This is a genomic window from Dyella sp. NPDC103356, from assembly GCF_055584465.1.
This window is the reverse complement of record NZ_JBVJLZ010000002.1, coordinates 357,602-382,069: the sequence shown is the minus strand read 5'-3', so window position 1 is coordinate 382,069 and position 24,468 is coordinate 357,602. Positions and strand designations below refer to the sequence as shown.

The window sequence follows — 24,468 nt, the reverse complement described above, 5'->3', positions numbered from 1 at the left end:
ATAGGGGGAAACCAACGATGCAGAAGGAAGTCACCTGGTACTTCGTGGATTTGCTCGGCCAGAGAAAAGGGCCGATGTCGCAACAGCAGCTATTGGAGGTCATCGCACAGGGGCGCTTGCGACCGACCAGCCTGGTATGGCGCGAAGGTCTTGCGCAGTGGCAGCCGCTGTCGTCGATGGCGCATGAGCTGCAGCCACCGACCGCAGCGACACCGCCCTTGCCGCCGACACCACCTGACCTGGTCGAAACCAATCCCTTTGCCACCAGCCCCTCCGGCTTTGTGGCGGATTGGGCCTATGCGACAAACTCGAACGAAGTGATTTACGGCGGCTTCGCGCGCCGCTTTCTCGCGCTGATGCTCGATTCGCTGATTCTTTGGGTCATCAGCATCGTGCTGGTCGTCGTGCTGGCGATGATTGGCGCGGCCTCCGGACATATGCAGCCGCAATACTTTCTGTGGATCTATCCGGCGATGTTTCTTCTATCGCTGCTGTATTCGAGCGTGCAGGAAAGTTCATCGCATCAGGCCACCTTCGGCAAGCGTGCACTGGGCATCAAGGTCACCGACCTGGAGGGCAAGCCGATCGGCTGGGGCCGCGCCATCGGCCGCTGGTTCGGTCGCATACTTTCCGGCTTCCTGCTCTGCATCGGCTATCTAATAAGCCTGTTCACCTCACGCAAGCAGGCCTTGCACGACATGCTTGCGAGCACCCTGGTAGTCGATCGCTGGGCTTATACGCAGCATCCCGAACGGCAGAAAAATGGCGGCTCCGGCGCGATCGCCGCCGTGTGCATTCTACTGCTGGTGTTTTTCGTCATCGTACCGATGCTTGCAGCGATCGCCATTCCCTCCTATCAGAGCTATGTCATGCGCAGCCAGGTGGCTAGCGCCTACATGAGCGCGGAAGCACTGAAACCGACGTTTGCCGCAGCCTATCGAACCGAACAGCGCTGCCCGGTCAACGGAGAAGCCGGCCTGCGCGACGCCGATGCCTATGCGGACCAATCCGTCAGCGCGATCACTATCGGTTCGTTCAATAACGATCCGCATCAATGCGCCTTGCAGGTAACGATCCATTCGACCAGCAGCGCCATCGATGGCAAGCATCTATGGTTAAGCACGTCAGCTGGGACCGATAGCCTGGAATGGAAATGTTCCTCCGATTTATCGGCCCGCTATCTGCCGCAACAGTGCCGCTAAGGCGCTACGGCGCGCTGCCAGACCAGGCAGCGCGCCACATCGTTCGACAACGGCGACGATGATGCATCAGGCACGCGCGCCACGTAAAAAGCGATACGTTTGCGGCCTGCAAACAGATCCAGTCGCGTGAGCGGCTGGATATCGATCAGACGGTTACAAACGGTGCCCAGCCAGGCGCCACGCTCGCGTTCGCGCAAGGCCGTTTCGTCGACGGCCAGCAACACCGGCTCGCCCGCATGTGCACTACGGAGCCCGGTTTCATCCAGTCGCCACACGGCGAGCTGTGGCGCGCGGCCATGCTTTACGTTGAGCGGGCTATCCAACGAATACACGGGTCGCTCGCCGCCCAGCTGGAAGTCGAGCTCCGCGGCAAGCATGAAATTATCGGCGATCAATACCGCAGGTTTGTCTCGCAATAACTCGCGTGCGCTATCGCCACTCTCGCGCCAACCGACGAAGTTGGAGGGAAATGCCTTGAACGACGCCAACGCTGCCGCGCCATCGCGCGATGCCGCCAAACCCAGATAAGCCATGCCGCTCAACTGCCCTATCGCCGTCAACGCAAAGGCAAGCCACGCAAAGCGGCGCCAGCCGCGCTTCTGTGCCTGCGCCCGCCATAGCACGGGCAAGGCCGCGAGCAGAGGCAGATAACCCGGCAAAGGCCAATGCGCACGAAAGCGAAGGTCGTCGGCAAACAGCCCCAGCACGAAATAAAGCACGATAAAGCTGAGCGACACCACGGCAATCAGATCCCAGGGCGCGCCCTCCTTGCGACGACGCCAGCACATCCATGCCGCCCACAACAGCATGCCGTACAGCAACGGCGTACACGCCACGGCCTGCTCCAGGGGCTGTACCAGCGCATCGAGCTGAAACTGCCATGCATTGCGTTCGACCAGCTGGAAAGCGATACCGGCGCCGCGCTGCTGCCAATTGGAAATCGCCAGGGGCACCAGCCCCAGCGCAGCGAGCAATAACGCCAGCCAGAGGCCGCCGCGACGCCATTGCAGACGTCCACGCTCGGTGACGAGCAGGAGCAGCAAGCCGGCAAGCATCGCCATGGCGGCGCGGTAATGCGTCGCCCATGCCATGCCCAGCGCCAATCCGAGCAGCATCCAGTCGCTCAACCGGTTGCCGCGCATCGCGCGCAATAGCGCCAGCATGGCAAGCATGATCGCGACGGTCAGGGGCACATCCGGCAACGCCAGTACGCCAAGGCTACCCGCCAGGGGCAGCGCCAGACACAACAGGCCAGCCTGCCACCCTGCCCGTCGATCGAACGCTTCGCGGGCAAACCACACGACCAGCCAGGGCAGCACACCTCCCAGCAGCAGGAACGGCCAGCGCATACCGATCAGGCTGTGACCGGCAACGCTCTCGCCCAACCGGATCAACCAAGCGGTCAGAGGCGGCAGATCGCTATAGCCCCATGCGAGGCGACGGCTCTCCATCCAATAGAACGCTTCGTCGCCAAACGGCGACAGCGTGCAGGCAATCAGCAGCTTGATCGCCAGCAGGCCGACGAACGCCGTGACAAAAGCGTCTCGCCAGCGCCTGAGTTCGACCGCTACACTGCTTTCCTCACGCACGCGATCTCCCCCGTCCCGCCACTGCCGGTCGCCCATCGCCCATGTCTGCCATTACTTCGCTCCACGACGAAACCTTACGCTCCCGCCTGGATGCCGCCATGGCCCAGGTCAATCGCGTACTGCTCGGCAAGCCCCGCCAGGTGAAACTCGCCTTTACCTGCCTGATCGCCGGCGGCCATCTCCTGCTCGAAGATGTCCCAGGCGTCGGCAAGACCACCCTGGCTCATGCACTGGCCGCCAGCTTCGCGCTCGATTTCCAGCGCGTGCAGTTCACCAGCGACCTGTTGCCGTCGGACATTATCGGGGTCAGCGTCTATGAGCGCGAGACCGCGCAGTTCCGCTTTCATCCCGGCCCGATCTTCACCGGCCTGCTGCTGGCCGACGAAATCAATCGTGCCACGCCGAAAACCCAAAGCGCCCTGCTCGAGGCGATGGCCGAAGGTCAGGTCACCGTAGACGGTCAGACGCATACGCTGGCACAGCCTTTCTTCGTCGTGGCCACGCAGAACCCGCTCGACCTCAACGGCACCTTCCCGCTGCCCGATTCGCAGCTCGATCGCTTCATGTTGCGCGTGTCGCTGGACTATCCCGATGCGGCGGCCGAACGCGCCTTGCTGGTCGGCAGCGATCGGCGCGATCTGCTGGCACAGCTCGAACCGCAGCTGGATGGCCCCAACCTCTCGGCCTTGCAACGCGAAACCCAAACGGTGAATGCCAGCGCGGCCCTGCTCGACTATCTGCAGGCTCTGCTTGCCGCCAGTCGCAAACATCCCGACATTCGCGTCGGCCTGTCACCGCGTGCCGGCCTGGCCCTGTTGAGCGCAGCCCGCGTATGGGCGTGGCTGACCGGCCGCGGCCATGTAATTCCCGAAGACGTCCAGGCCTTGTTCGTGGCGCTCGCTGCGCATCGCCTGGTGCCCGCACGTGGCGCGACCGGCGATACGCTGGCGCGCAGCCTGCTCGCCGAGGTGGCGGTCAACTGATGCAAGAGGCCCTGGGGCGTCTACAGCGCTGGGCCGAGGGCCGGCTGCCGGCGTTGACGCGTTATCGACGTGCCGAGTCCCTGCCGATCCGGCTGCATCGCCGCCGCATCTACATCGTGCCTTCGTTTTTCGGTATGGGTTTTTGCGTACTGCTGATCGTCATGCTGGTCGGCGCACTGAACTACGCCAACAACGCTGCGTTGCTGCTGACCTGCCTGCTCGGTGCAGCGGCATCGTCGAGCATGCTGGTCGCGTTCCGCACCTTGAACGGCTTGCAACTGACGACGATACAGTCGGGGCACGCGATCGCCGGCGAACCGATCGAGGTACGACTGCATTTTTCCGGCAACGGGCGCATCTATCAGAGCGTGCGCGTGGACATCGACGGCCAGTCGCGCGCGTTTGCCTTGCAGGCAAACGAAAAAATACACATCGATCTGCCGATGCCCACTTTCGAGCGCGGCTGGCAGCCGCTGCCGCGCATCAAGATCTGGAGCACCTGGCCATTCGGATTGTTTCGGGCCTGGAGCTGGGTGTATCCGGAACAGAAGGTACTGGTATGGCCGCGTCCGGAAGCCATGGGACCGCCGCCGAATCTGCCATCCAGCGACGAAGATCAGCGTCGCCAGCTGCGCCGCGGTGACGATCTGGCAGCGCTGCGCGACTATCACTCGGGCGATCCAATGCGGCATATCGCCTGGAAGGTCAGCGCCCGTCACCACAGCCTGCTGGTGAAGGAATTCGAGCAGCCCGAAGGTCGCCAGGACTGGCAACTGGACTGGCGGGTGGTCAAACACCTGGATAACGAGTCGCGTATACAGCGCCTGGCACGCTGGGTCGGTGAAGCGGAAAACGCCGGGCGCGCCAGCAGCCTGTGGCTGCCCGAAGAAGACATTCCTTCCGGTCGCGGTCGATCGCATTACGAGCGTTGCATGAACGCACTGGCGCGCATGCCATGAAATTCGTCCTGCGCCGGACCAGCCGTCACGAACAGCCGCTCGACAACCGTGCATTCGATCTCCTGTGCGTGACCATCGCCAGCGTGTTCGTGTTGCATATCGGGCATCTGCCGATCTGGCTGAGCGTGGTGCTGGCGCTGCTGCTTGGCTGGCGCTGGTGGAAGCGCCGCGAGCAACCCGGACGCGCGCCGGTCTACCTCAAGCTGCCGCTACTGGGTCTGCTGGCCATCGCGATCATCACCAGCTACGGCAGCCTGTTCGGGCGCGAAGCCGGCGCCGCGCTCGCAGTCGGCCTGCTGGTATTGAAGCTGCTCGAATCGGAAACGGCGCGCGACGCGCGCGTGGGCATCGCCTTCGCCTGCTTTGCGCTGATGACCGCGCTGCTGTTCGACCAGGGCATGGTCATTACCTTCCTGGTCGCACTCGGCCTGCTGCCCGCGCTGGCAGCCTTGCGCGCACTGGAACCCGCGCGCGTAGCGGTATCGCTCAAGCGCGAGCTCCTGCCCGTGCTCACCATGCTCGGCCTGTCGCTGCCGCTTGCGCTATTCGCCTTTGTCGCCGTACCCCGACTGAGCTCGCCCTTGTGGGGTGCACCGCCTTCGTCACAAGCGCGCACCGGCTTGAGCGACCGCATGTCACCGGGCGATTTCGCCGACCTGCTGACCGACGATCGTCCCGCCATGCGCGTCAGCTTCGACGGCACGCCACCGCCAAACAGCACGCGCTATTTTCGCGCCTACGTCATGTGGCGCTATGACGGCCGCAGCTGGGCCTATGCCGACTATCCGCGCGAGCCGGCATCCCTGATCGCCGAGCACACGATCAAATACCAGATCAGCCTGGAACCTAGCGGGCAGACAGTGCTGCCTGCCATGGACGTGCCGGTCGAGGCACCGCCGCAAGGGCAACTTGGCGGCGATCGCGAAGTCGTCGCCAGCCGACCGGTCAACGACGCACTGACCTATTCGATGGAATCGGCGCTCTCCTATCGCCTGCAACCGGTGCTGGACGACCGCTCGCGGCGACGCGCCTTGCAACTGCCCGACGGCTTCAATCCCAAGACGATCGCCTTGGCGCAAAGCTGGCGTCAGCGTCATGGCGACGACACCAACGCCATCGTGCGCGAAGCATTGACCCTGTTCCACAACGGTGTGTTCCGTTACACGCTGGCGCCTTCACCATTGGGGCGCGATGCGATGGACGACTTCCTGTTCTCCACGCACGAAGGTTTCTGCGAACACTATGCGTCAGCTTTTACGATACTGATGCGCGCTGCCGGTATTCCGGCGCGCGTGGTCACCGGCTACCAGGGTGGCTACTGGAACGGCCTGGGCAACTATCTGCTGGTGCGGCAATCGGACGCACATGCCTGGGGCGAAGTGTGGATCGCCGAACGCGGCTGGGTGCGCGTCGATCCCACCGCCGCAGTACGACCCGATCGCGTCAGCCTGGGTGCGGCCGCTGTCGCAGGCGATCAGGGAAACTGGTTTGGTAGCGAATGGTTACGTGATGCACGCAACCATTGGGACGTCGTCAACCGTTGGTGGAACCAAGGCGTTATCGGCTTCAGCGCGCTACGTCAGCGCGGCCTGCTGTCGCCACTGGGCATTGCCGAAACCGATGCCGAGAAACTTGGGTTGCTGCTGGCCATCGGTTGCGTGCTGTTTGCCATGATCGGTCTTGTATGGGCTTTGTGGCGACAGCGCGAAACCGATCCGCTTCGAGCGGCCATGGCGCGTCTGGAGCACAAATTGGCCGGCGTTGATGTCATACGCCGTCACAGCGAGGGACCGCAGCATTACCTGAGTCGTGCTGCCAGGGCCCTGCCCCATCAGCGCGACAGGCTGGAACAGCTGATGAGGAGCTATCTCGACCTGCGCTACGCCCATGACGAACCGCCCCCTGAATCGCTGCGCGCCTTTCGGCGAGCCGTACGGGATTTTCGACCACGCCGCGTGGTCAAATGAAGGTGTTAGGAGGATAAGCATGCTTCCGGCCCCAAAGGAGAAAGCCATCATGCCCATGTACAAGACGATGGCCCTGGCAGCCATGACTGCCACGCTGGCCGCCTGCGCAACGATTCCCCAACCGTTGCAAGGCACATATACCGATATATCCACCTCGCAGGCCCAGCAGGGCGGCGCTGGTGGCAGCAAGGTCCGTTGGGGCGGCGAGATCATCAAGACGGAACCGGGTCCGCAAGAGACCTGCTTCTACCTGATGTCGCGTCCGCTCGACAGCGAAGCCCGTCCTGAAGGGCGTAGTCAGTCCGAAGGCGGCGGGCGTTTTGTAGCCTGTCGTGCGGGCTTCTACGACCCGGAGGTCTTCTCGCGAGGTCGTGAAGTGACCGTCACCGGTACGCTGCACGGCACCGTGTCGCAAAAGGTAGGCGAATACGACTACGCCTACCCGCGCGTCGAGGCCGACGTGGTCTACCTGTGGCCCAAGCGCGTGGCGGTCTCCCCCTACCCTTATTACGACCCGTTCTGGGGTCCGGGCTGGGGCCCGTATTGGGGTGGTCCGTGGGGTCCGTACTGGGGCGGCGGTTACTATCGCCCGACCCGGGTGATCGTGGTACCGCGTGGGCCATCCAAGTAAGCGGCATGCGATCAAAGAAACGCCGGCCTAAAGCCGGCGTTTCTTTTTGGGATGTGAGTGAGAGCAACATGCCTTTCTCTTACTCCTCACTCCTCTCCACTCACTTCTGGCTCTAGCCCGGCGGCCAATGCATCTGTCGGCCGCCCAGCAAATGCACATGCAGATGAAACACCGTCTGCCCGCCGTGCTCGTTGCAGTTGATCACCGTGCGGTAACCCTGCTCGGCCAGGTTTTCGCTACGCGCGTACGCCGCCGCGGCAAGCAACAATTTGCCCAGCAGCTCCGCATCCGCTGCCGTGGCCTGATCCAGCGTGGCGATCGCGCGCTTGGGAATAAACAGCACGTGCACCGGTGCCTGTGGATTGAGATCGCGGAACGCCAGTACGTCATCGTCTTCGTAAACGATGTCCGCGGGAATTTCGCGACGGATGATCTTGCCGAAAATGGTGTCGCCCACAAGCTGCTCCTTCAATGATTTTTACAGGCGCATCTGCATGCCGTGCGCGCCCGGCGCCGACATCGTAAAGCCGAAACGCTGGTAAAGCTGGGACGCGGTCCCGTCGGCGATCAAGGCGACATGTGCGCTCTTGGGTGCACGGGCGTGCAGCTCGTCCATCAAGGCCTGCATGATCTTCGCGCCCCAGCCCTTGCGCTGCCAGGCAGGCGCTACCGCGATATCGACCACCAGCAGAAAAAGACCGCCATCGCCGACGATACGCCCCATGCCGATCAGTTCGCCGTTGTCGCGCACGCACACCGAAGCCCAGCTGTTCTTGAGCCCGGCGTCGGCGGCTTCGGCGCTCTTGGCGCTCAGACGCGCCGCCACACGCAGCGCGCGGTATTCATCGGACCCTGGGATTTCCAACGTCAGTACGGGCATCGTCAGTCCACGTCCTGCCGGCTGCCGAAGGCATGCGCCAACGTGCCGCGATCGACGTATTCCAGTTCGCCGCCCAGCGGTACGCCATGCGCGAGCCGGCTGGGCCGTACCTTGGCCTGGTGCGCCAATTGGGCAAGGTAATGTGCGGTCGCCTCGCCTTCCACGGTGGGATTGGTCGCGATGATCAATTCCTCGACCTCGCCTTCGGCCAACCGCTCGTTCAATTGACCCAGGCCCAGCTCTTCCGGACCTAAGCCGTCCAGTGGCGACAAACGTCCGAGCAAGACGAAATACTGACCGCGAAAACCGGTCGCCTGCTCGATCGCCGCCAGATCCGTCGGCGACTCGACCACGCACAGCGTATGGCGATCGCGGCTAGTACTCGCACACAGGCTGCAGACCGGATCCTCGCTGAAATTGCGGCAGCGGCTGCAGTTGCCGATGCGACGCATCGCCTGTTCCAGCGCGCCGGCCAATTTCAGGCCACGCTCGCGCTCGCGTTCCAGCAGATGAAACGCCATTCGCTGCGCACTCTTGCCCCCCACGCCGGGCAAACAACGAAGCGCTTCGATGAGATCGGCAAGGAGGGGGGAGCTTGAAGACATAAAACCCAGTAGTGAGTGATCAGGAGTGAGAAGTGAGTGAAAGCGAAACGTGAGGACTAGCGAGTGCCTACTCACTCCTCTCCACTCTCTCCTGCTCTTAGAACGGCATCTTGAACCCGGCCGGCAAGTTCATGCCTGCCGTGACACCACCCAGCTTCGACTTGCTCGCTTCGGCAACCTTGTTGACCGCATCGTTCATCGCAGCAGCTACCAGGTCTTCAGCCATTTCCGGATCGTCGGCGAACAGCTTGCGGTCGATGGTGACGCGGCGGACTTCGTGCGCACCGCTCATCACCACCGTGACCAGGCCGCCGCCGGCGCTGCCGGTGACTTCGAGCTTGGCGATTTCTTCCTGCGCGCGCTTCATGTCTTCCTGCATGCGCTGCGCCTGCTGCATCAGCTGGCCGATTTGTCCTCTCATGATCTTCTCCGGTGACTCAGGTTTTATCGGTAACGAGCGCTTACGGCTCGAAGGGTTTGATCGATTGCGGCACCACCTTGGCGCCGAACTCGCGCTTCAAGGATTGCACCAGCGGATCGCTGTCGATGGATGCCTCGGCGGCCGACTGCGCTTCTTCGCGCGCGTTCGCCGCGCGCGCAGCCGGCGTATGCGCGGCAACGCTCTGGTCGTTGACGAAACGCAACCGAATACGCTCGCCCAGCGCGTTGCTGATGCGTTCTTCCATCTGGCTGACCATCGGTTCCACGGCCAAATGCATATGCGCCGACTGCAGCCCCATGACCAGCGTCTGACCATCGCGCTCGCGCAGATGCGCGTTCTGGGCCAACTGGCCCAGCGGTCCGCGCAAGCCCGCCTGTTCGATCAGGGCTTCCCACACCGGCAGGCCACGCGCATCGCGCGGCACCTCACGTGGTGCAGGTGCCTGCGCAGGTACAGGCGCCGCAGCCACCGGCTCGGGTCGAGCCATCGGTGGAGCGGCTTGTCGTTCCACGGGTGCCGGCGGTGCCGCACGCGGTGCCGGTGGCTCGGCCTGACGCGCGACGGGAGCAGCGGCAGGACGTTCACGGCGCGGCGCTTCGCCGCCATCGGCCGGACGGAAGGCCAACATGCGCAGCATCGCCATTTCAAAACCGGTACGCGCATCGGGGGCAATCGCCAGGTCGCGGCGACCCGCCGTGGCGATCTGGTAATAAAGCTGCACGTCCTCGGGCATCAGGCGCTCGGCCAGCGCAACAAGCGCGCTGTCGTCGGCATCGCCACCTTCGGGCCGATAGCCCGGCACCAGTTGAATCAGTTGCAGACGGTGCAGCACGGCGGCCAGATCGTCCAGGACGCCACCGAAATCCGGCGAGAACGAGGCAATGCGTGTGCATTCGTTCAACAGCTGCTGGCCGTCACCGACAGCCAACGCCTCCAGCAGACCAAGTACCTGTCCGCGCGCCACGCTACCGAGCATGGCGCGCACGTCATCGGCCTGCAGCGCACCACCACCATAGGCGATGGCCTGATCGAGCAAGGACAGCCCATCGCGCAGCGAACCGTCGGCGGCGCGAGCCAGCTCGACAATGGCGCTGTCTTCGTACTGGATATTCTCGGCGCCGAGGATATGGCGCATCTGCCCGGAAATCTGGTCCGGCAGCAGGCGCTTGAGATTGAACTTCAGGCAGCGCGACAGCACCGTCACCGGCAACTTTTGCGGGTCGGTGGTGGCGAGCAGGAACTTCACGTGCGGCGGCGGCTCTTCCAACGTCTTGAGCAAGGCGTTGAAAGCCGGCTTGGAGAGCATGTGCACCTCGTCGACCAGGTACACCTTGAAGCGGCCGCGGGCGGGAGCGTATTGCGCGTTCTCGATCACCTCGCGCACGTCGTCCACGCCGGTGTTGCTGGCCGCGTCGATTTCCAGCAGGTCGACAAAGCGTCCCGCGTCGACCGCCGTGCAGACCGCACACTCGCCGCAGGGATCGGCCGATTCGCCGCGCTCGCAATTGAGCGACTTGGCGAAAATACGCGCGATCGTGGTCTTGCCGACGCCACGCGTGCCGGTAAACAGGTAGGCATGGTGCATGCGTCCGTTGTCGAGCGCATTGGTAAGCGCGCGTACCACGTGCTCCTGCCCGACCAGTTCGGCGAATTTACGGGGACGCCATTTGCGGGCTAGGACTTGATAGGACATTCGCTATTACCTTGGGGCGAAGGACGATTGTGCCAAGGTGCGCGCTGCTTTGCAGCCCGGCCGCTACGCGGCCCAGAAAGGCGGCGGCCCTGCCAGCCACACCCCGGCACCCGAATCGTTCGCTACCGTTGCTTCCTTCCGGACCTGGCGGAGTTTACGAACTATCGTCGCGGGGGGACCGACAGGGCCACCATAGACTTTATTGCGAGGGTTCACTCACTGGCGGAGAGGGCGGGATTCGAACCCGCGATACGGGGATAAGCCGTATACACACTTTCCAGGCGTGCTCCTTCAACCACTCGGACACCTCTCCGCGGTGGTGAAACCTGCGCTGCGAGGCCTATTGGCCCGGCAAAGAGGCGAAAGGATAGCGGGCGGAGGGACCAGTGACAAGAGACATGTCTCAGGCGACCTGGGCCACATCGCGCAGGAAGACCGGGAAATCGGTGGTCGGCGGCCTCGCACCGGCTCCGTAGAACATATCGGCGACAAACCCGCGGTGATAATTGGTGTGGCTGACCAGGTGCAGCAGGATTTCGGCCTTGGTCATGGCGCCCTCGCCGCCACCGATAAAGCCGAATTGCACGGTTTCGTCGACGTCTGCCTCGCCAAGCCCATCGGCCCAGGCGACATACCACTCGTCCAGTTCGAACTGACGCCGGGCCAGCTCGTCCAGCGCGATCTTTTCGCTGGTGATACGAGCGGTGAATCCATGCTCACGGCCTTCGAGATGGGCCTGGAAAACCTTGTCGATCGTGTACACGTGAGTGAGCATCGCCAGCATGCTGCCGAAAACCACTTGGCGCGGGCGCAACAGCTCCTCTTCCGGCAACTTGGCGGCGGCCTCGAAAATCATCCGGTCGGCCCAGGCCTTGTAGCGGGCGAAACGGCGCAGCGATTGCGTACTCATGCTTCGATTCTCGTTCTAAAAGGGGATCAACCGGCATCCGCACGTGGCGGTGGCGGCGTGGGCAAGGCGATGCGATCGCCGGCCCTGGCGATCTGGAAACCACGCGATTGCAAGGTCGCGCCATCGGTATGGCTGCCGTAGTGATAAAGCCGCAAACGCTCGCGCCATTCAGTCGGGTATTCGCGCTCGACATCGTCCACGCCAGTATGGGATGGATTGCCGGCTATACCGCAGTCATGCGCGATGATTTCGTTGCCGCCGGCGTAGCGGGCGAGCACTTCCGGTATCGGGCGCGTGTCGCCGGTATAGGCAAAACTGCCATCCAACGCGAGGCCATAGGAGGTACCGGGCATATGGTGACGCGTGGCGAACACATCGAACCAGAGGCCATCCAGCCAGAAGCCGCGACTGCAAGGCACCAACCGGAACGCCTCCCAGAAATTCACCCCGCCCTCGGCGAGTACGCCCGGATAATCCGCGACACGCGTCTGCAGCCAGGGGATCAAACCGGCGTGCGCGAACAAGCGCGTCTGACCACGCAAGGTTTCGTCGAACCACAGGCGGAAGAACGTCCGCTCCAGGCCGGCCACATGATCCATATGCGTATGCGTGATGTACAAGGCACGCGGCGGCTCGCCATAGGCGGCCATGTAACGATCGAGTGTGTCCGGACCGCAGTCGATCAGCAGCGCCGGTTTGCCGTCGCATTCGAGCACCGCAGCAGACGAGCCCAGCTCGACCGCATGTGCCGCACCGACACCGAGAAAATGCAGAGTCCAGTTCATGACGTAAGGGTACGCTCGTAGCGTTCGATCAGGGGCTTCCAGATCGTTGCGTCGAACACCGCCTCGCCCTGCCCCGCAGCGCCAAGCTTGAGCAGCGATCGGCGCAGCCGCTGCAGGTTGGCTTGCTGCCAGGCGCGTTCCGGCGCGCGCCGTTCGCCGCGATCGAAGTCGATCAGGTACAAACCGGTATCGGCGATCAGCACGTTGTGTGCATTGAGATCGGCATGCCAGATACCGGCGCGATGAAACCGCGCGATCACATCGCCGACGGCAACAGCCAGGGTGTCGTCCAGGCGCCCCTGGGCGAGATACTCGGCCAGCGTCGAGGCGTCTTGAATACGACCAGTCAGCAGATCGGCGCTATAGAACAGGCCATGACGGATATACCGTGTCGCCACGGGCCTGGGGCCGGGCAATCCGAGCTCGGCGATCACGCCAAGCAGGCGCAGCTCCTGAAAGCCTCGCGTGCGATCGGGGCCGCTCCACAGATAGCGATCGCCCATCAACGCGGCCACCATGCCGCCGCGCCGATAATGCTTCAGCACGCATTCGCCCGCGGGGGTATCGACGATCGCGATGCCACCGCGCCCGCCCGCCTGGGTGCGCAAGGCACCCCGTTCGCTCCAGTAGGCCGGCGCGAACCAGTTACCGTCGACTTGTGGCGATGCGGCGGCGTCGAACAAAATCGCTCCACCGGCGTCCTCACGGACTTGCTCTTGCATCATCATGCCCGGTTCAACTCGTTCGACCATTCTAACCGAAGGCCTTATGTCCGCTCCCACCTCGATCTGCCTGTTGCGCACCTCGGCCATCGGCGATGTCACACACGTCGTCCCGCTGGTCCGGACCCTGCAGCAGGCCTGGCCGCAAACGCGGCTGACCTGGATCGTCGGCAAACTCGAGCGCAAGCTGGTTGGCGACCTTCCTGACGTGGAATTCGTCACCTTCGACAAGGGCGCCGGCTGGGGCGGCATGCGCGCCGTACGCGAAAGTTTGCAAAATCAGCGGTTTGACGCCTTGCTGCAGATGCAGGTGGCCATGCGTTCGAATCTCCTCAGCCTGGGAGTTCGCGCGAAACGCCGCATCGGTTACGACCACGCGCGCGCCAAGGATCTGCACGGCCTGGTGATCAACGAACGTATTCCCGCACGAACCGGCGAGCATGTGCTCGACGCCATCGGCAGCTTCTGCGAGCCGCTGGGACTGAAACAACGTGAAGTGCGTTGGGATATCCCGATTCCCGATGAGGCGCATGCCTGGGCAGCGGAAAAGCTTCCCGGCGATACGCCGACGTTGCTGGTCAGCCCGACATCGAGCCATGCGCTACGCAACTGGGAGCCGGCGCGCTACGCCCAGGTCATGGACCATGCCGCCGCCAAGGGCTGGCGCGTGGTACTGGTCGGCGGACCGTCGGCGCTTGAGCGCAGCATGGCCGACACCATCCTCGCCACCACACATCACAAGCCACTCGACCTGACCGGCAAGGACACCCTCAAGCAGTTGATGGCGATGCTTGCCCGCGCACCGATGCTGCTGACGCCCGATTCGGGGCCGATGCATATGGCCAATACGGTCGGCTGCAAGGTGCTGGGCTTACATGCCGCGAGCAATCCGGACCGTTCCGGTCCTTACTCGGATCGACGCTGGTGCGTGAACATGTACGACGCGGCGTCACGCAAGTATCTGGGCAAGCCGGCGAACGAGATTCCCTGGGGCACGAAGATCGAAAAGCCCGGGGTGATGGATTTGATTTCGGTGGATGCGGTGATCGAGCGGTTTGAGGCGTGTGCGGCGTTCTTGGGCCTGGGGTGATATGAAAGCGGCCGCGACTGAAGGGAGCCTCGAATAACCTCAGTCCTCTTATCGTCATCCCGGCGCAGGCCGGGATTCAGCGGCTTCGGTTTTCGATCTTCGCGATAGAGCAAATGCTTGAACGTTCTGGCGGTAACCGATCGCAAAGTCACTGGATCCCGGCCTGCGCCGGGATGACGAGTAGGAAGGGTTTTTAGAGGTGTCCTGAAGTCGCTTCTATAAACTTAGGTAGGCATAACTAGCTTGTAGGAGCTACTTCAGTCGCGGCCGCCACGACACCTTGTCAGCGGTAATTCTGGTATGACTTCTCTTCCACCAACTGCGACCCAAGCTTGAGATTGATCTCGCGCTTGAACGCAGCGCGCTCGTCATTGCGGAAATACACCGCGCGAGCAAGCTCGATAAATTCCTGATCGAATGCCTGCGCCTTTTCCTTCAGGCGAATACGGTCTTCGATATCCCACAAGGTTTCATTGACCTTGAGCAGATCGGCACGCTCACGGGAAATATCCGTCTTCGAAGCGGCGTCATTGGCCCAGGTCGCATTGAGCAGGTCCAGCTCGTTGCGCACATTGGCCAGCTTGGCCGGGTCGGTAATCTGACGCGACTTGATTTCGAGAATGGTGATCTTGTCGATCAGTTCGCCGTAGGACACCGGCGTTTGGATAAGGCTCATGACGTCTCCGAAAAGCGCTTGCAGAATGGATGTGCGGGATAGCCCGGACACCCATGATAAACCAGCCCCGGCCGGGCTCAGCGCTTCAGGGCCCCGACACGCTGAATAAGGGCCGCCAGAAACGACGCAGGCAGCTCCGCCCGCACAGGTACCGCCCACCAATGCGGCTGGGCGAACGGCGCGCATTTGACCGCGTCTTTCTCGGTCATCAGCAGCGGCAAGCTGTCGTGGAAATCCAGCTCGGCCGCGGTATAGGCGTGGTGATCGGGAAAGGCCTGCTCCACCACGTCCAGCCCGTAGCTGCGCAAGCTGTCGAAGAAGCGCCCCGGGTTACCGATCGCCGCGATAGCGCGTACCCGCTGCCCGGCAAATTCGGCGAGGGCTTGGGTATGCCCGTCCAGCAGCGCGCGTGCCTGACCGCCGGCAAGCGTCATCGGCACTTCGCCGGCCTCGGGCCGACCACCGTTGCAAACCCGAAAATCGGTCGATGCCAGCCGCCCCATCGGCTCGCGCAACGGGCCTGCCGGAAGCAGACGGCCATTGCCGAAGCGACGCTGACCGTCGATGACGCAGATTTCGATATCGCGGGCCAGGCGGTAGTGCTGCAGCCCATCATCGGCGATCACGACATCGCAGCCGGCCTCCAGCAACAGTCGCGCGGCCGCCGGACGATCACGCCCGATCGCCACTTCGACCCCGCTCGCACGGATCAGGCAGGGCTCGTCGCCCACCTGCGCCGGATCGGGGGCCGCGCCCAGCAGCATCGGCTCACGTTGCGTACCGCCATACCCGCGGCTGACCACGCCAGGACGCAAACCGTAATGCTGCAGCGCTTCGGCAACCGCGATGGTCAGCGGCGTCTTGCCGGTACCGCCCACGCTGATATTGCCGATGACGATGACCGGAACGGGCAAGCGCTCGCTGCTGAAGGTACCAGCGCGATAAAGCGCACGACGCAGGCGGATCAGTCCGCCATAAAGCGCACTCAGCGGCCAGGCCCACCAGGGCGCGCGTCCCTTTCCATACCAGGCGGATTGAAGCGTATCGGCCAGCACCGTCGTGGGCGCCTCAGTCGCTCGGCTTCTCGTGGAACTGCATGCGATGCAAGGCGGCATAGTGGCCGCTCATCGCCAACAACTGGTCGTGGGTACCACGCTCGACGATGCGACCCTGGTCCATCACGGCGATCTGGTCGGCACCCTCAATGGTGGAAAGGCGATGCGCGATGACCAAGGTGGTGCGATCGCGCATCAGGCGCTGCAGCGCCTGCTGGATCAGCCGTTCCGACTCGGTATCCAGGGCGCTGGTCGCTTCATCCAGCACCAGGATGGGTGCATTCTTCAGAATCGCGCGTGCGATGGCGATGCGCTGGCGTTGACCGCCGGAAAGCATGTTGCCGCCCTGGCCGATCGGCGTGTGGATACCGTTGGGCAGCTTGGCGATGAACTCCATTGCATTGGCGGCCTCCGCCGCGGCAACGATCGCCGCGTCGCTGGAACCGGCGAGTTCGCCGTAAGCAATATTATCGGCGACCGTACCGTCGAACAGCACCACGCTCTGCCCTACCCAGGCAATCTGCCGACGCAGCGAGGCAAGCGTATAGCCTTGATAGTCCTCGCCGTCGACGGTAATCGTGCCGCCGCTGGGCTCATAGAAACGCGGCAACAGGCTGACCAGGCTGCTCTTGCCGCTGCCCGAACGGCCGACCAGGGCCGTCACCGTACCGGGGCGACATTGCAGATCGATACCGCGCAGCGCTTCGAACTGGTTGCGTGGATACACCAGCCGGACGTCCTTGAATGCGATATCGCCCTGCGTACGTTCGAGCACGCGCGTGCCATGATCCATCTCCGGCGGCATGTCGATGATCTCGAACAGGTCGTCGCATGCGGCCAGACCGCGCTGCACGTTCGATTGCACATTGGTCAGTCGCTTCAGCGACGGCATCATGCCGCCCATCGCGGTAAGCACGGAAATAAACACGCCGGGCGAGATCTTGTCGATCTCACCGGGGCGCGTACCCAGGTAGACCAGCAGGGCGAGCGCAAACGCCGCGGCGGTCTGCACGGTGGCGCTGGACATCGCGCTGGTCGCGGATACTTTCAGGTTCAGGCGACGACTGTAGTTGGTGACTTCCTCGAATCGCTTGGACTCGTGTTCCTGGCCGCCATAAATGCGCACTTCGCGATGCGCGCCGACCGACTCTTCCACTGTGCCGGTCACCGCGCCCATGGTGCCCTGGATACGCCGGCTGATATTCCGATAGCGACGGCTCACCACAGTCACGATCAAGACAATGGCTGGCACCATGACGAACAAGGCCATGGTCAGGTAGGCGCTGTTGCTCAGCATGACGTAGAGCATGCCGAGCACGGTCAGGCTTTCGGTGACCGCGACCTTCACCGCGTCGGTCGACGCGGACGCGACCTGCTCACTGGTGTAGGTGATGCGCGAAACCTGCTGGCCGGAATGCTCGTCGCCAAAAAAACGTGCGGGCAGGCGCAGATAGGCGGAAAACACATCGCGTCGCATGGTCTGCACGATGTTACGGCCGATATACGAAATGCCGTAGTCGTTGATGAATATCCCCGCGCCACGCAACAGAAAAATGCCGATGATCCAGATCGGCATCCAGAAAATCAGATACGGGTCCTTCTCGGCCAGCAACTGGTCGATCAGCGGACGCAGCAATTTGACGAAAGCGGCCAGGCAGCCGCTTTCAATCGCCATGCCGAGCAGCGATATCGCACCGATGGCGCGATACGGCTTGAGATAACCAAGCAGGCGCTTGTACGTCTGCCAGGAGTCGCTGCCCCAGACAGAACCGGTTTTCTTGCTCACTTGGCGCTGCCTGCGTCGGTCGGCGCGGCTTCGCTCGGCGTCGTCGCGATCGACAGCTTGGTAAAGCCCAATTGCCCGAGCGCATCCATCGCGATGACCACGTTCTGATGCGCCGTCATCGCATCGGCCCGGATCGTGACCTGGCGTTCGCGATCGTCACCGGCGGCCTGTGCGATCGCCTGCTTGAGCGGTTCGATGCCCTCACCATGCACTTCATCGCTGCCCACGAAGAAATGCCCGTCGCGGTCGACCACGACAGTGACCGCGGGCGCCTGCATGTCGCGCTCTTCCGCGCTCGCCTTGGGCAGGGTCACCTGCATCCGCGAATGCTGGATAAACGTGGTAGTCAGCACGAAAAACATCAGTAGGGTCAGCAGCACGTCGATCAGCGAGATCACGTTGATCTCGAAATCGTCCTGCCGGCGATCATTGCCGATACGCATGCGTGTCAGCCCGCGCTCGATTCTGCGCTGGCCGCGCTGCTACGACGCGTGCGCGGTGCCGGGGGCGCCGGGGTCAGTTCGTCCAGCAAGGCCGTCGCCTGCTTTTCCATCTCGACCACATGGCCGGCGACCTTGGAACGGAAATAACGGTGCAGCACATAGGCGGGAATCGCCACGACCAGACCCGACGCGGTGCAGATCAGCGCCTCGCCGATACCGCCGGCCATCTTCATCGGGTCGCCGACACCGCCGCGCATCACTTCCATGAACATGCGGATCAGGCCGATCACGGTACCAAGCAAGCCAAGCAGCGGGCCGATCAGTGCGATCGTACCCAGGGTATTGAGGTAACGCTCCATGTTGTGCACGACATGGCGGCCGGTGTCCTCGATGCGTTCCTTGATCAATTCGCGCGGACGATTGCGCACCGCGAGCGCGGCGGCCAGGAGCTCGCCCAACGGCGAACCGTTGGCCAACGTCTGCAGGTGGGCGGGATCGAGCTGACCGGAGCGCGCCCAATTGCGCACCTCGTCGCCCAGACCTGCCGGTAGCACCGCGGAACGGCGCAGGGTCCAACAGCGCTCAAGCACGATCGCCAGTGCGACCGCCGAACAGATCAGGATGGGCAACATCGCCCAACCGCCAGCCATCAGGATATCCAGCACGAGCCCTGCGCTCCCAAACGTTAACGAAGCGCGAATCATAGCAGCGCCGTCGTTCGTTTCCGTGCAATCGCGCCCGTTCCCGGGGGTGACCCGCCTTTTGGGCTATTCGCGCCAGTATGGGCGCCGAACCTGACGCCATCGTGCTGCAACATGCGGCGCGGCGTCGGCGGGAAAATCGATGCGAACGGCCCCCGTATCGGCGGTATTCAGCAAGAGAACGCCGGCTGCGCCGTAACGCTCGACCACCCGCGGATGCGGATGGCCGAAGCGGCTGCGCCAGCCTGCGGAGACCAGGGCCAGCGATGGCTGGACCGCGGCAATAAAGTGCTCGCTGGATGAGTTGCGGCTGCCGTGATGCGGTGCCAGCAATACGGTGGGCGAGGACAGCGGAAAGCGGTCCAGCAACCTGGCTTCGACCTTCGCCGAGATATCGCCACCGATGACAAGACTGCCGCCTCGCCCCTCCACCAGCAGCACACAGGATCGATCGTTATTTGAACTGCCCGGACTACTGCGCGGCTGGATCAGGCTGAAGCGCACGTCATCCCATATCCAGTTTTCGCCCGATTCGCATCGCGCAAGATCAGGCAGGCGTTCCGGCTCGCCTGTGGTTGCGATGGCCTCGGGAAACGCGCGCATCACCGCCTGCGCGCCACCGGCGTGATCGTTGTCCGCATGACTGACGATGAGTCGGTCGAGCCAACTCCAGCCCAATGCCCGCATCGAGGGCAACACCACGGCATCGCCCATAGTGAAATCGGCGGAATATCCAGCACCGGTGTCATACACCAGCGTGTGATGTTGTGTGCGCAGCAGGATTGCCAGCCCCTGCCCGACATCCAGCATCCACATTTCAAAGGCCCCTTGCTTGGGGGGCGATAGCGGCGGAAACAACAGAGGCAGAAACAGCAACGCGCCGAGTATGCGCAGAGGCACGCCTCGCGGGGAGAACATCCATACGGCACCGATCAGCGCGCACAGCAAAGCCCATAGCCGAACCTGCGGCAGATACCAATGCGCACCCGGCAACCGCGCCAGTTGTTCGAATACCCACCATTGCCCATGCATCAGCCCGGCAAGCAGCCACAGAAGCGGCGTCGCCAAAGGTGGACAGAGCATGAGCAAGACCATACTCAACAAAACCCCCGGCACGACGAGCAGGCTCACCACCGGGATCGCTAGCAAGTTGGAGAGTGCACCAACCAGAGAAGCCTCGCCGAAAAACCACATCGTCAACGGCAGCAGCGAGACCGTCATCAGCCACTGAGCCGAACACAACTCGCGTATGAAACCGCGCCAGCCGCCCCGCCGCGTCTTGAGGCAGAACATCAGCAAAGCTACACCGACGAACGACAACCAGAATCCGGCCGTCAGCACCGAAAGCGGATCGAGCAACAGCATCGCGATCAACGCGATGGCGAGTGAGACTGCCGCATCGGGCTGTCGCCGAAGGCAGCGAGCCCACGCGATGACTGCAATCATCAATAACGTTCGAACCGTCGCCACGCCAAGCCCGGCCAATACGCCGTAGCCAGCGGCGACCAGTAGTGCCATGACGGCTTTTGCGATCGGCGCAGGTATACGTACCCCCAGCGCCGGCCACAGCAGATAAAGCAGTTGCACCAGCCATACGCCGCCGATCGCCGCAACGCCGACGTGAAAACCGGAGATGGCGATCAGGTGCGGAATGCCATTCGCCCGCGCGATTTCCCAATCGCGGTTATCGAGCCCCCGCGTATCGCCTACGGCAAACGCACGCAACGAAGCCGCGTCGCGGCGGTCCGCCACTCGCTCGGCAATGCGCTGGCTCAAGCTCTCTCGCCAGCCATCCACACACGTGCCTGAATCGGCGAGCATCGTGTTCGCGGCGTCTTCGCGCACATAGCCGGTCGCTACGATGCGATTGGTCAGCGCGACGCGTTCGCTGTCGATGCCGCCGGGATTGACCAGGCCGCGCGGACGCTTCAGCCGCAGCATCAATCGCCAGCGCGAGCAGGCCGGCAAATGGAGGCGAGGCCTGTGCCAGGAGAGACGAAGCTTGCCGCGCAAGTCGAGTGGCTGGCCATCCAGCTCAGCCTGCTCGATACGCAGCATGAAACGGGTTGCGTCCGACCGTGCCACCGGAAGGCCATCGATGTGTCCGGTCACAAGTACGTTCTTGCCGTACAAGGTATCTGGCAAGCGGGCTTCCATCGCCAGCGAACCGTGGATCGTTGCCCAGGCAAAGCCAAGCGCAAAAAACGCCGGTAGCCGACACCCACGCCAACGGCAAGCCACCGCGAGCAAGACCAAGGTAATCGCGGTAATGCCATAGCGCGATAACAAGTTCGGCAGACAGGCGACAGTGAGGGCACCGCCGAGCATGCTCAGGCTCAGCGGCACTACGCCGGTAAATCGCGACAGACCGATCATCCCGCAAGGATGAAGTCAGCCCGGCCGATGCGCGTCCCGTTCCAGGACGAAAGCCTCGTAGGCTTCGCGCGTGAAAATCAGGCGCGCTGGCGCTCCATCAAACTGCCGTTGTGCAGTTCCAGAGTTCGGTCCATGCGCCCGGCAAGGCGACTATCGTGCGTGACCAGAATAAAACTGGTGCCGATTTCGCGATTGAGCTCCAGCATCAGCTCATAGACCTGTGCGGCATTGCCTTCGTCCAGATTGCCAGTAGGCTCGTCACCCAGCACGCAGGCCGGCCGGGTCACCAAGGCGCGCGCGACCGCGCAACGTTGGCGCTCGCCGCCGGAAAGCTCTCCGGGCTTGTGTTCGATGCGTTTGCTCAAGCCCACGCGATCGAGTAGCGCTTTCGCCTCTTTTTCCGCCTGCGCAATGGCGACGCCGCGAATCAGCAACGGCATGCAGACGTTCTCCAGCGCGGTGAACTCGGGCAACAAATGATGGAACTGATAGATGAAACCCAGCGAGCGATTGCGCACGCGACCACGCTCAGCGTCGGAGAGTTTGGAGAGCAGGCGCCCTTCCACCTCGACCTCGCCAGCGGTGAGCGTATCCAGGCCGCCGATGATATGCAGCAGTGTGCTCTTGCCCGAGCCCGATGCACCGACAATAGCCAAGGTCTCGCCGCGACGCAGCTCGAAGCTCACATTGCTCAGCACCTGGGTATTCAAACCGCCCTCTTCGTACGTCTTGGCGATATTCCTGGCGCGCAGCACGACGGGCTGGTTCACAACGGGCTGGTCTGGAGCAGTCTGATTCATGAAATCACTCATAGCGCAGCGCCTGCGCCGGCTGCGTGCGCGAGGCGCGCCACGCGGGATACAAGGTGGCCAACAACGAGAAGCCGAAGGTGATCAGCGTCACCCAGCCCACGTCCGAGGCCAACAACTGGCTGGGCAATTCGCTGATGTAGTAGACGTCCGGCGAGAGGAAGGTCACATGGAAGGTGTGCTCGATCCATTTGACAATGACCGGCAGCTTCCACGACAGCAACGAACCCAGGCCGACACCGACACCGATGCCGACAAAACCCACCAACACGCCTTGCACCATGAAGGTGCCCATGATGCTGAGCGGCGTTGCGCCAAGCGTGCGCAGGATGGCGATATCGGCCTGCTTGTCGGTGACCAGCATCATCAGCATCGAGATCAGGTTGATCACCGCGACCAGGATGATCAGCGACAGGATGATGAACATGACTTTCTTCTCCATCGAAATGGCGGAGAAGAAATTGGCGTGGCTGTCCATCCAGGTTTCGACGCGATAGGTCTGGCCCAGCGCGTCGGCCAGCTCGCGCGCTACGGGGCGTGCGTTGAACAGATCGTCGAGCTTCAGGCGAACGCCGGTGGGGCCGTTCAGATCATTGAGTACTTCGGCATCGGTCATATTGACCAGCGCCAGGCCCGAGTCGAACTCCTGCATACCCAGCTCGAACACGCCACTGACCTTGAAAGCGCGCTGGCGCGGCACCGAGCCCATCGGCGTGCCGCGAAACTGCGGCACCACCATGATCACCGTATCGCCGGTGTTGACGCCCAACTGCAGCGCCAGCTCCTTGCCCAGCACGATATTCCAGCTACGCGGTGTCAGGCCGTCCAGCGTGCCCTCCACCATATGCGTGTTGATATCGGAAACCTTCGGCTCCTGATCGGGCTCGATGCCACGCACGATGGCACCGCTCGAACGCCGGCCAAGCAGCATTGCCTGCGCTTCCACATACGGCGCCGCGCCCTTGACGTGCGCGTTGGCATCGGCCACCTGCACCGCCTTGTGCCAATCCTGCACGCTCTCGCCCGGCAGGCCGGAGACGGTCGCATGCGAAATCGCACCGAGGATGCGCGAACGCAATTCGCTATCGAAGCCGTTCATCACCGACAACACGGCAATCAGCGCGGTCACGCTGATCGCAATGCAGATAATCGAAACCGCCGAGATAAACGAGATGAACTGGTTGCGCCGTTTGGCGCGGGTGTAGCGCAAGCCGATGAAAAGCTCTAGCGGTCGAAACATGAATGGGTCGCTTATTAGGAGTCGCAGGGCTATGGCCGCCCAGAGCAGGCATTATCGGGCATATGACCGCGTTGCGCTGGCTAAAGTGCCCGATACGGGGAAATGCGGCAAGTTTTCATGGGTTCGGCGCCCCGGCGATTGATGGAAGCTTCAAACAATCTCACTTCCCATCGTCGCCCCGGCGAACGCCGGGGCCCAGCGTCTTTCGCACGTTGGAGCGCAAGGCACTGGATCCCGGCGTTCGCCGGGATGACGGATCAGGGAGGGTCTCCGGCAGCTCTGCCGATGCGGCCTTGGCCAAACGCATGCGCAATCGCCGTCGTGTCGTCTCATCGGTGTTGTCGCCGGCCAGCCAAAGGATCGGCCCTACCGCATCGTCAGAGCGCAGATTCAGCACGACGTGCGAACCAAACGTCCGGAACGTGTCCAGCTCCATCGCGACTTCACGGCCACTGGTCAGATCAAGGGTCCAGGTTCCATCGGAGGCCCACTGGACTCGGCGTACAGCGCGATCCGCCGCATGGCGCTGTCGATAGAACGCCAGCATCAGCGCCGCAGTCGTTATCGAGAACCGCAAAATCAGCGGAATATCGGTGGCGAACACCGCCAGCAAGACCAGGCACAAGCCACTCGACGCCAGGTACAAAGGCAGCCGCGAAGGCCGATACTCAAAGCGAATGCCGGGCTCGGATGTCATCGATGATGCGCTTCCAGTCTGCGCGTTCGGGCTGGGCGTGGCCCATGACCCAGTCCCAGAGATCCGGGTCCTGCACGTCGAGCAATTCGTCGAATGCCTGCCGGGTGGCTTTATCGGCACCGGCAAAATGATCTTCGAGCCAGCCGCCGAACAGGGCGTCGAGCTCCCGGGTACCACGGCGGGTGCGCCAGCGCAGGCGCTTGATGCGGGCTTCGTCCATAGCGTTC

General features: G+C 63.0%; 25 protein-coding genes, 1 tRNA gene and 1 other RNA gene. 6 read left to right on the top strand and 21 right to left on the bottom strand.

All coding sequences use genetic code 11. The features are described 5' to 3' along the window. Nucleotides 1–17 precede the first annotated feature (17 nt). Nucleotides 18–1,202, top strand: a complete 1,185-nt coding sequence (locus ACZ6WW_RS05125) for an RDD family protein (RefSeq protein ID WP_465273248.1) — start codon at nucleotides 18–20, stop codon at nucleotides 1,200–1,202. Here the strand turns inward: ACZ6WW_RS05125 and ACZ6WW_RS05120 are convergent. Continuing rightward, nucleotides 1,199–2,791, bottom strand: coding sequence for an ArnT family glycosyltransferase (locus ACZ6WW_RS05120; protein ID WP_465273247.1), 1,593 nt, complete (start codon nucleotides 2,789–2,791; stop codon nucleotides 1,199–1,201). The two genes, ACZ6WW_RS05125 and ACZ6WW_RS05120, sit on opposite strands and share 4 nt — an antisense overlap. Before the next feature lie 41 nt (nucleotides 2,792–2,832). Between ACZ6WW_RS05120 and ACZ6WW_RS05115 the strand changes: the two genes are divergently transcribed. The 4 genes from ACZ6WW_RS05115 to ACZ6WW_RS05100 are packed head-to-tail and all read left to right on the top strand — an operon-like array spanning nucleotide 2,833 to nucleotide 7,331. After that, entirely contained in the window at nucleotides 2,833–3,774 is a 942-nt protein-coding gene (locus ACZ6WW_RS05115; RefSeq protein WP_281848362.1) for an AAA family ATPase, read from the top strand. Further along, nucleotides 3,774–4,733, top strand: coding sequence for a DUF58 domain-containing protein (locus ACZ6WW_RS05110; protein WP_281848361.1), 960 nt, complete (start codon nucleotides 3,774–3,776; stop codon nucleotides 4,731–4,733). The genes ACZ6WW_RS05115 and ACZ6WW_RS05110 overlap by 1 nt, the downstream gene beginning before the upstream one ends. Continuing rightward, the gene (locus ACZ6WW_RS05105) at nucleotides 4,730–6,700 is read left to right on the top strand and encodes a transglutaminase TgpA family protein (protein WP_465273246.1); all 1,971 of its coding nucleotides are present in this window, start codon (nucleotides 4,730–4,732) and stop codon (nucleotides 6,698–6,700) included. Before ACZ6WW_RS05110 ends, ACZ6WW_RS05105 begins: the two co-directional genes overlap by 4 nt. A gap of 49 nt (nucleotides 6,701–6,749) precedes the next feature. After that, a complete protein-coding gene (locus ACZ6WW_RS05100; protein ID WP_465273562.1) occupies nucleotides 6,750–7,331 on the top strand; it encodes a Slp family lipoprotein in 582 nt (193 codons plus the stop codon). 112 nt (nucleotides 7,332–7,443) lie between these two features. Here ACZ6WW_RS05100 and ACZ6WW_RS05095 read toward each other — a convergent pair whose 3' ends face one another. The 10 genes from ACZ6WW_RS05095 to ACZ6WW_RS05050 form a co-directional block, all read right to left on the bottom strand. Next, nucleotides 7,444–7,788 carry a histidine triad nucleotide-binding protein gene (locus ACZ6WW_RS05095; RefSeq protein ID WP_281848359.1) on the bottom strand — a complete coding sequence of 115 codons (345 nt, stop codon included), beginning with the start codon at nucleotides 7,786–7,788 and terminating at the stop codon, nucleotides 7,444–7,446. Between the two features lie 21 nt (nucleotides 7,789–7,809). After that, nucleotides 7,810–8,211, bottom strand: coding sequence for a GNAT family N-acetyltransferase (locus ACZ6WW_RS05090; RefSeq protein WP_465273245.1), 402 nt, complete (start codon nucleotides 8,209–8,211; stop codon nucleotides 7,810–7,812). 2 nt (nucleotides 8,212–8,213) lie between these two features. Further along, a complete protein-coding gene (recR, locus tag ACZ6WW_RS05085) occupies nucleotides 8,214–8,816 on the bottom strand; it encodes a recombination mediator RecR (RefSeq protein ID WP_465273244.1) in 603 nt (200 codons plus the stop codon). Nucleotides 8,817–8,913: 97 nt separating this feature from the next. Continuing rightward, the gene (locus tag ACZ6WW_RS05080) at nucleotides 8,914–9,237 is read right to left on the bottom strand and encodes a YbaB/EbfC family nucleoid-associated protein (protein ID WP_281848356.1); all 324 of its coding nucleotides are present in this window, start codon (nucleotides 9,235–9,237) and stop codon (nucleotides 8,914–8,916) included. Between the two features lie 40 nt (nucleotides 9,238–9,277). Then, nucleotides 9,278–10,951: a DNA polymerase III subunit gamma/tau gene (gene dnaX / locus ACZ6WW_RS05075; protein WP_465273243.1), complete on the bottom strand. Its 1,674-nt coding sequence runs from the start codon at nucleotides 10,949–10,951 to the stop codon at nucleotides 9,278–9,280. Between the two features lie 87 nt (nucleotides 10,952–11,038). Continuing rightward, nucleotides 11,039–11,135, bottom strand: an RNA gene (ffs, locus tag ACZ6WW_RS05070) — signal recognition particle sRNA small type. Between the two features lie 36 nt (nucleotides 11,136–11,171). Beyond that, nucleotides 11,172–11,264, bottom strand: a tRNA-Ser gene (locus ACZ6WW_RS05065). A gap of 90 nt (nucleotides 11,265–11,354) precedes the next feature. Then, complete coding sequence (locus ACZ6WW_RS05060; RefSeq protein WP_281848354.1) at nucleotides 11,355–11,861, bottom strand: DinB family protein; 507 nt, start codon at nucleotides 11,859–11,861, stop codon at nucleotides 11,355–11,357. Between the two features lie 26 nt (nucleotides 11,862–11,887). Then, the gene (locus ACZ6WW_RS05055; protein WP_465273242.1) at nucleotides 11,888–12,646 is read right to left on the bottom strand and encodes an MBL fold metallo-hydrolase; all 759 of its coding nucleotides are present in this window, start codon (nucleotides 12,644–12,646) and stop codon (nucleotides 11,888–11,890) included. Then, nucleotides 12,643–13,374, bottom strand: a complete 732-nt coding sequence (locus ACZ6WW_RS05050) for a 3-deoxy-D-manno-octulosonic acid kinase (RefSeq protein WP_465273241.1) — start codon at nucleotides 13,372–13,374, stop codon at nucleotides 12,643–12,645. The genes ACZ6WW_RS05055 and ACZ6WW_RS05050 overlap by 4 nt, the downstream gene beginning before the upstream one ends. Nucleotides 13,375–13,414: 40 nt before the next feature. On the opposite strand from ACZ6WW_RS05050, the gene ACZ6WW_RS05045 reads away from it, so the two are divergent. Beyond that, nucleotides 13,415–14,458, top strand: coding sequence for a glycosyltransferase family 9 protein (locus ACZ6WW_RS05045; RefSeq protein ID WP_465273240.1), 1,044 nt, complete (start codon nucleotides 13,415–13,417; stop codon nucleotides 14,456–14,458). Between the two features lie 283 nt (nucleotides 14,459–14,741). Here the strand turns inward: ACZ6WW_RS05045 and ACZ6WW_RS05040 are convergent, their stop codons facing one another. From ACZ6WW_RS05040 to ACZ6WW_RS04995, 10 genes are all read right to left on the bottom strand, one after another. After that, on the bottom strand, nucleotides 14,742–15,134 hold the full coding sequence (locus tag ACZ6WW_RS05040) for a DUF6165 family protein (RefSeq protein ID WP_465273239.1): 393 nt from the start codon (nucleotides 15,132–15,134) through the stop codon (nucleotides 14,742–14,744). A gap of 77 nt (nucleotides 15,135–15,211) precedes the next feature. After that, nucleotides 15,212–16,189 (bottom strand): tetraacyldisaccharide 4'-kinase, encoded by a 978-nt coding sequence (lpxK, locus tag ACZ6WW_RS05035; protein WP_465273238.1) that lies wholly within the window; start codon nucleotides 16,187–16,189, stop codon nucleotides 15,212–15,214. A 13-nt stretch (nucleotides 16,190–16,202) separates the two neighbouring features. Further along, nucleotides 16,203–17,975, bottom strand: a complete 1,773-nt coding sequence (gene msbA, locus ACZ6WW_RS05030) for a lipid A export permease/ATP-binding protein MsbA (RefSeq protein ID WP_281848348.1) — start codon at nucleotides 17,973–17,975, stop codon at nucleotides 16,203–16,205. Beyond that, nucleotides 17,972–18,418 (bottom strand): ExbD/TolR family protein, encoded by a 447-nt coding sequence (locus ACZ6WW_RS05025; protein WP_281848347.1) that lies wholly within the window; start codon nucleotides 18,416–18,418, stop codon nucleotides 17,972–17,974. The genes msbA and ACZ6WW_RS05025 overlap by 4 nt, the downstream gene beginning before the upstream one ends. Nucleotides 18,419–18,423: 5 nt before the next feature. Next, a complete protein-coding gene (locus tag ACZ6WW_RS05020) occupies nucleotides 18,424–19,083 on the bottom strand; it encodes a MotA/TolQ/ExbB proton channel family protein (RefSeq protein ID WP_465273237.1) in 660 nt (219 codons plus the stop codon). Nucleotides 19,084–19,185: 102 nt separating this feature from the next. Further along, nucleotides 19,186–21,495 carry a DNA internalization-related competence protein ComEC/Rec2 gene (locus ACZ6WW_RS05015; RefSeq protein ID WP_465273236.1) on the bottom strand — a complete coding sequence of 770 codons (2,310 nt, stop codon included), beginning with the start codon at nucleotides 21,493–21,495 and terminating at the stop codon, nucleotides 19,186–19,188. Nucleotides 21,496–21,572: 77 nt separating this feature from the next. Further along, complete coding sequence (gene lolD, locus ACZ6WW_RS05010; RefSeq protein WP_465273235.1) at nucleotides 21,573–22,295, bottom strand: lipoprotein-releasing ABC transporter ATP-binding protein LolD; 723 nt, start codon at nucleotides 22,293–22,295, stop codon at nucleotides 21,573–21,575. Nucleotides 22,296–22,299: 4 nt separating this feature from the next. Further along, on the bottom strand, nucleotides 22,300–23,544 hold the full coding sequence (locus ACZ6WW_RS05005) for a lipoprotein-releasing ABC transporter permease subunit (RefSeq protein WP_281848343.1): 1,245 nt from the start codon (nucleotides 23,542–23,544) through the stop codon (nucleotides 22,300–22,302). Nucleotides 23,545–23,704: 160 nt separating this feature from the next. Beyond that, nucleotides 23,705–24,241, bottom strand: coding sequence for a protein YgfX (locus ACZ6WW_RS05000; protein ID WP_465273234.1), 537 nt, complete (start codon nucleotides 24,239–24,241; stop codon nucleotides 23,705–23,707). Beyond that, nucleotides 24,213–24,461, bottom strand: a complete 249-nt coding sequence (locus tag ACZ6WW_RS04995) for an FAD assembly factor SdhE (protein WP_465273233.1) — start codon at nucleotides 24,459–24,461, stop codon at nucleotides 24,213–24,215. Before ACZ6WW_RS04995 ends, ACZ6WW_RS05000 begins: the two co-directional genes overlap by 29 nt. Nucleotides 24,462–24,468 lie beyond the last annotated feature (7 nt).

Coding starts and splice junctions, on each gene's coding strand:
- ACZ6WW_RS05125 (WP_465273248.1), top strand. CDS start 18: ATGCAGAAGGAAGTCACCTGGTACTTCGTGGATTTGCTCGGCCAGAGA.
- ACZ6WW_RS05115 (WP_281848362.1), top strand. CDS start 2,833: ATGTCTGCCATTACTTCGCTCCACGACGAAACCTTACGCTCCCGCCTG.
- ACZ6WW_RS05110 (WP_281848361.1), top strand. CDS start 3,774: ATGCAAGAGGCCCTGGGGCGTCTACAGCGCTGGGCCGAGGGCCGGCTG.
- ACZ6WW_RS05105 (WP_465273246.1), top strand. CDS start 4,730: ATGAAATTCGTCCTGCGCCGGACCAGCCGTCACGAACAGCCGCTCGAC.
- ACZ6WW_RS05100 (WP_465273562.1), top strand. CDS start 6,750: ATGCCCATGTACAAGACGATGGCCCTGGCAGCCATGACTGCCACGCTG.
- ACZ6WW_RS05090 (WP_465273245.1), bottom strand. CDS start 8,211: ATGCCCGTACTGACGTTGGAAATCCCAGGGTCCGATGAATACCGCGCG.
- recR (WP_465273244.1), bottom strand. CDS start 8,816: ATGTCTTCAAGCTCCCCCCTCCTTGCCGATCTCATCGAAGCGCTTCGT.
- ACZ6WW_RS05080 (WP_281848356.1), bottom strand. CDS start 9,237: ATGAGAGGACAAATCGGCCAGCTGATGCAGCAGGCGCAGCGCATGCAG.
- dnaX (WP_465273243.1), bottom strand. CDS start 10,951: ATGTCCTATCAAGTCCTAGCCCGCAAATGGCGTCCCCGTAAATTCGCC.
- ACZ6WW_RS05060 (WP_281848354.1), bottom strand. CDS start 11,861: ATGAGTACGCAATCGCTGCGCCGTTTCGCCCGCTACAAGGCCTGGGCC.
- ACZ6WW_RS05055 (WP_465273242.1), bottom strand. CDS start 12,646: ATGAACTGGACTCTGCATTTTCTCGGTGTCGGTGCGGCACATGCGGTC.
- ACZ6WW_RS05050 (WP_465273241.1), bottom strand. CDS start 13,374: ATGATGATGCAAGAGCAAGTCCGTGAGGACGCCGGTGGAGCGATTTTG.
- ACZ6WW_RS05045 (WP_465273240.1), top strand. CDS start 13,415: ATGTCCGCTCCCACCTCGATCTGCCTGTTGCGCACCTCGGCCATCGGC.
- ACZ6WW_RS05040 (WP_465273239.1), bottom strand. CDS start 15,134: ATGAGCCTTATCCAAACGCCGGTGTCCTACGGCGAACTGATCGACAAG.
- ACZ6WW_RS05025 (WP_281848347.1), bottom strand. CDS start 18,418: ATGCGTATCGGCAATGATCGCCGGCAGGACGATTTCGAGATCAACGTG.
- ACZ6WW_RS05015 (WP_465273236.1), bottom strand. CDS start 21,495: ATGATCGGTCTGTCGCGATTTACCGGCGTAGTGCCGCTGAGCCTGAGC.
- lolD (WP_465273235.1), bottom strand. CDS start 22,295: ATGAATCAGACTGCTCCAGACCAGCCCGTTGTGAACCAGCCCGTCGTG.
- ACZ6WW_RS05005 (WP_281848343.1), bottom strand. CDS start 23,544: ATGTTTCGACCGCTAGAGCTTTTCATCGGCTTGCGCTACACCCGCGCC.
- ACZ6WW_RS05000 (WP_465273234.1), bottom strand. CDS start 24,241: ATGACATCCGAGCCCGGCATTCGCTTTGAGTATCGGCCTTCGCGGCTG.
- ACZ6WW_RS04995 (WP_465273233.1), bottom strand. CDS start 24,461: ATGGACGAAGCCCGCATCAAGCGCCTGCGCTGGCGCACCCGCCGTGGT.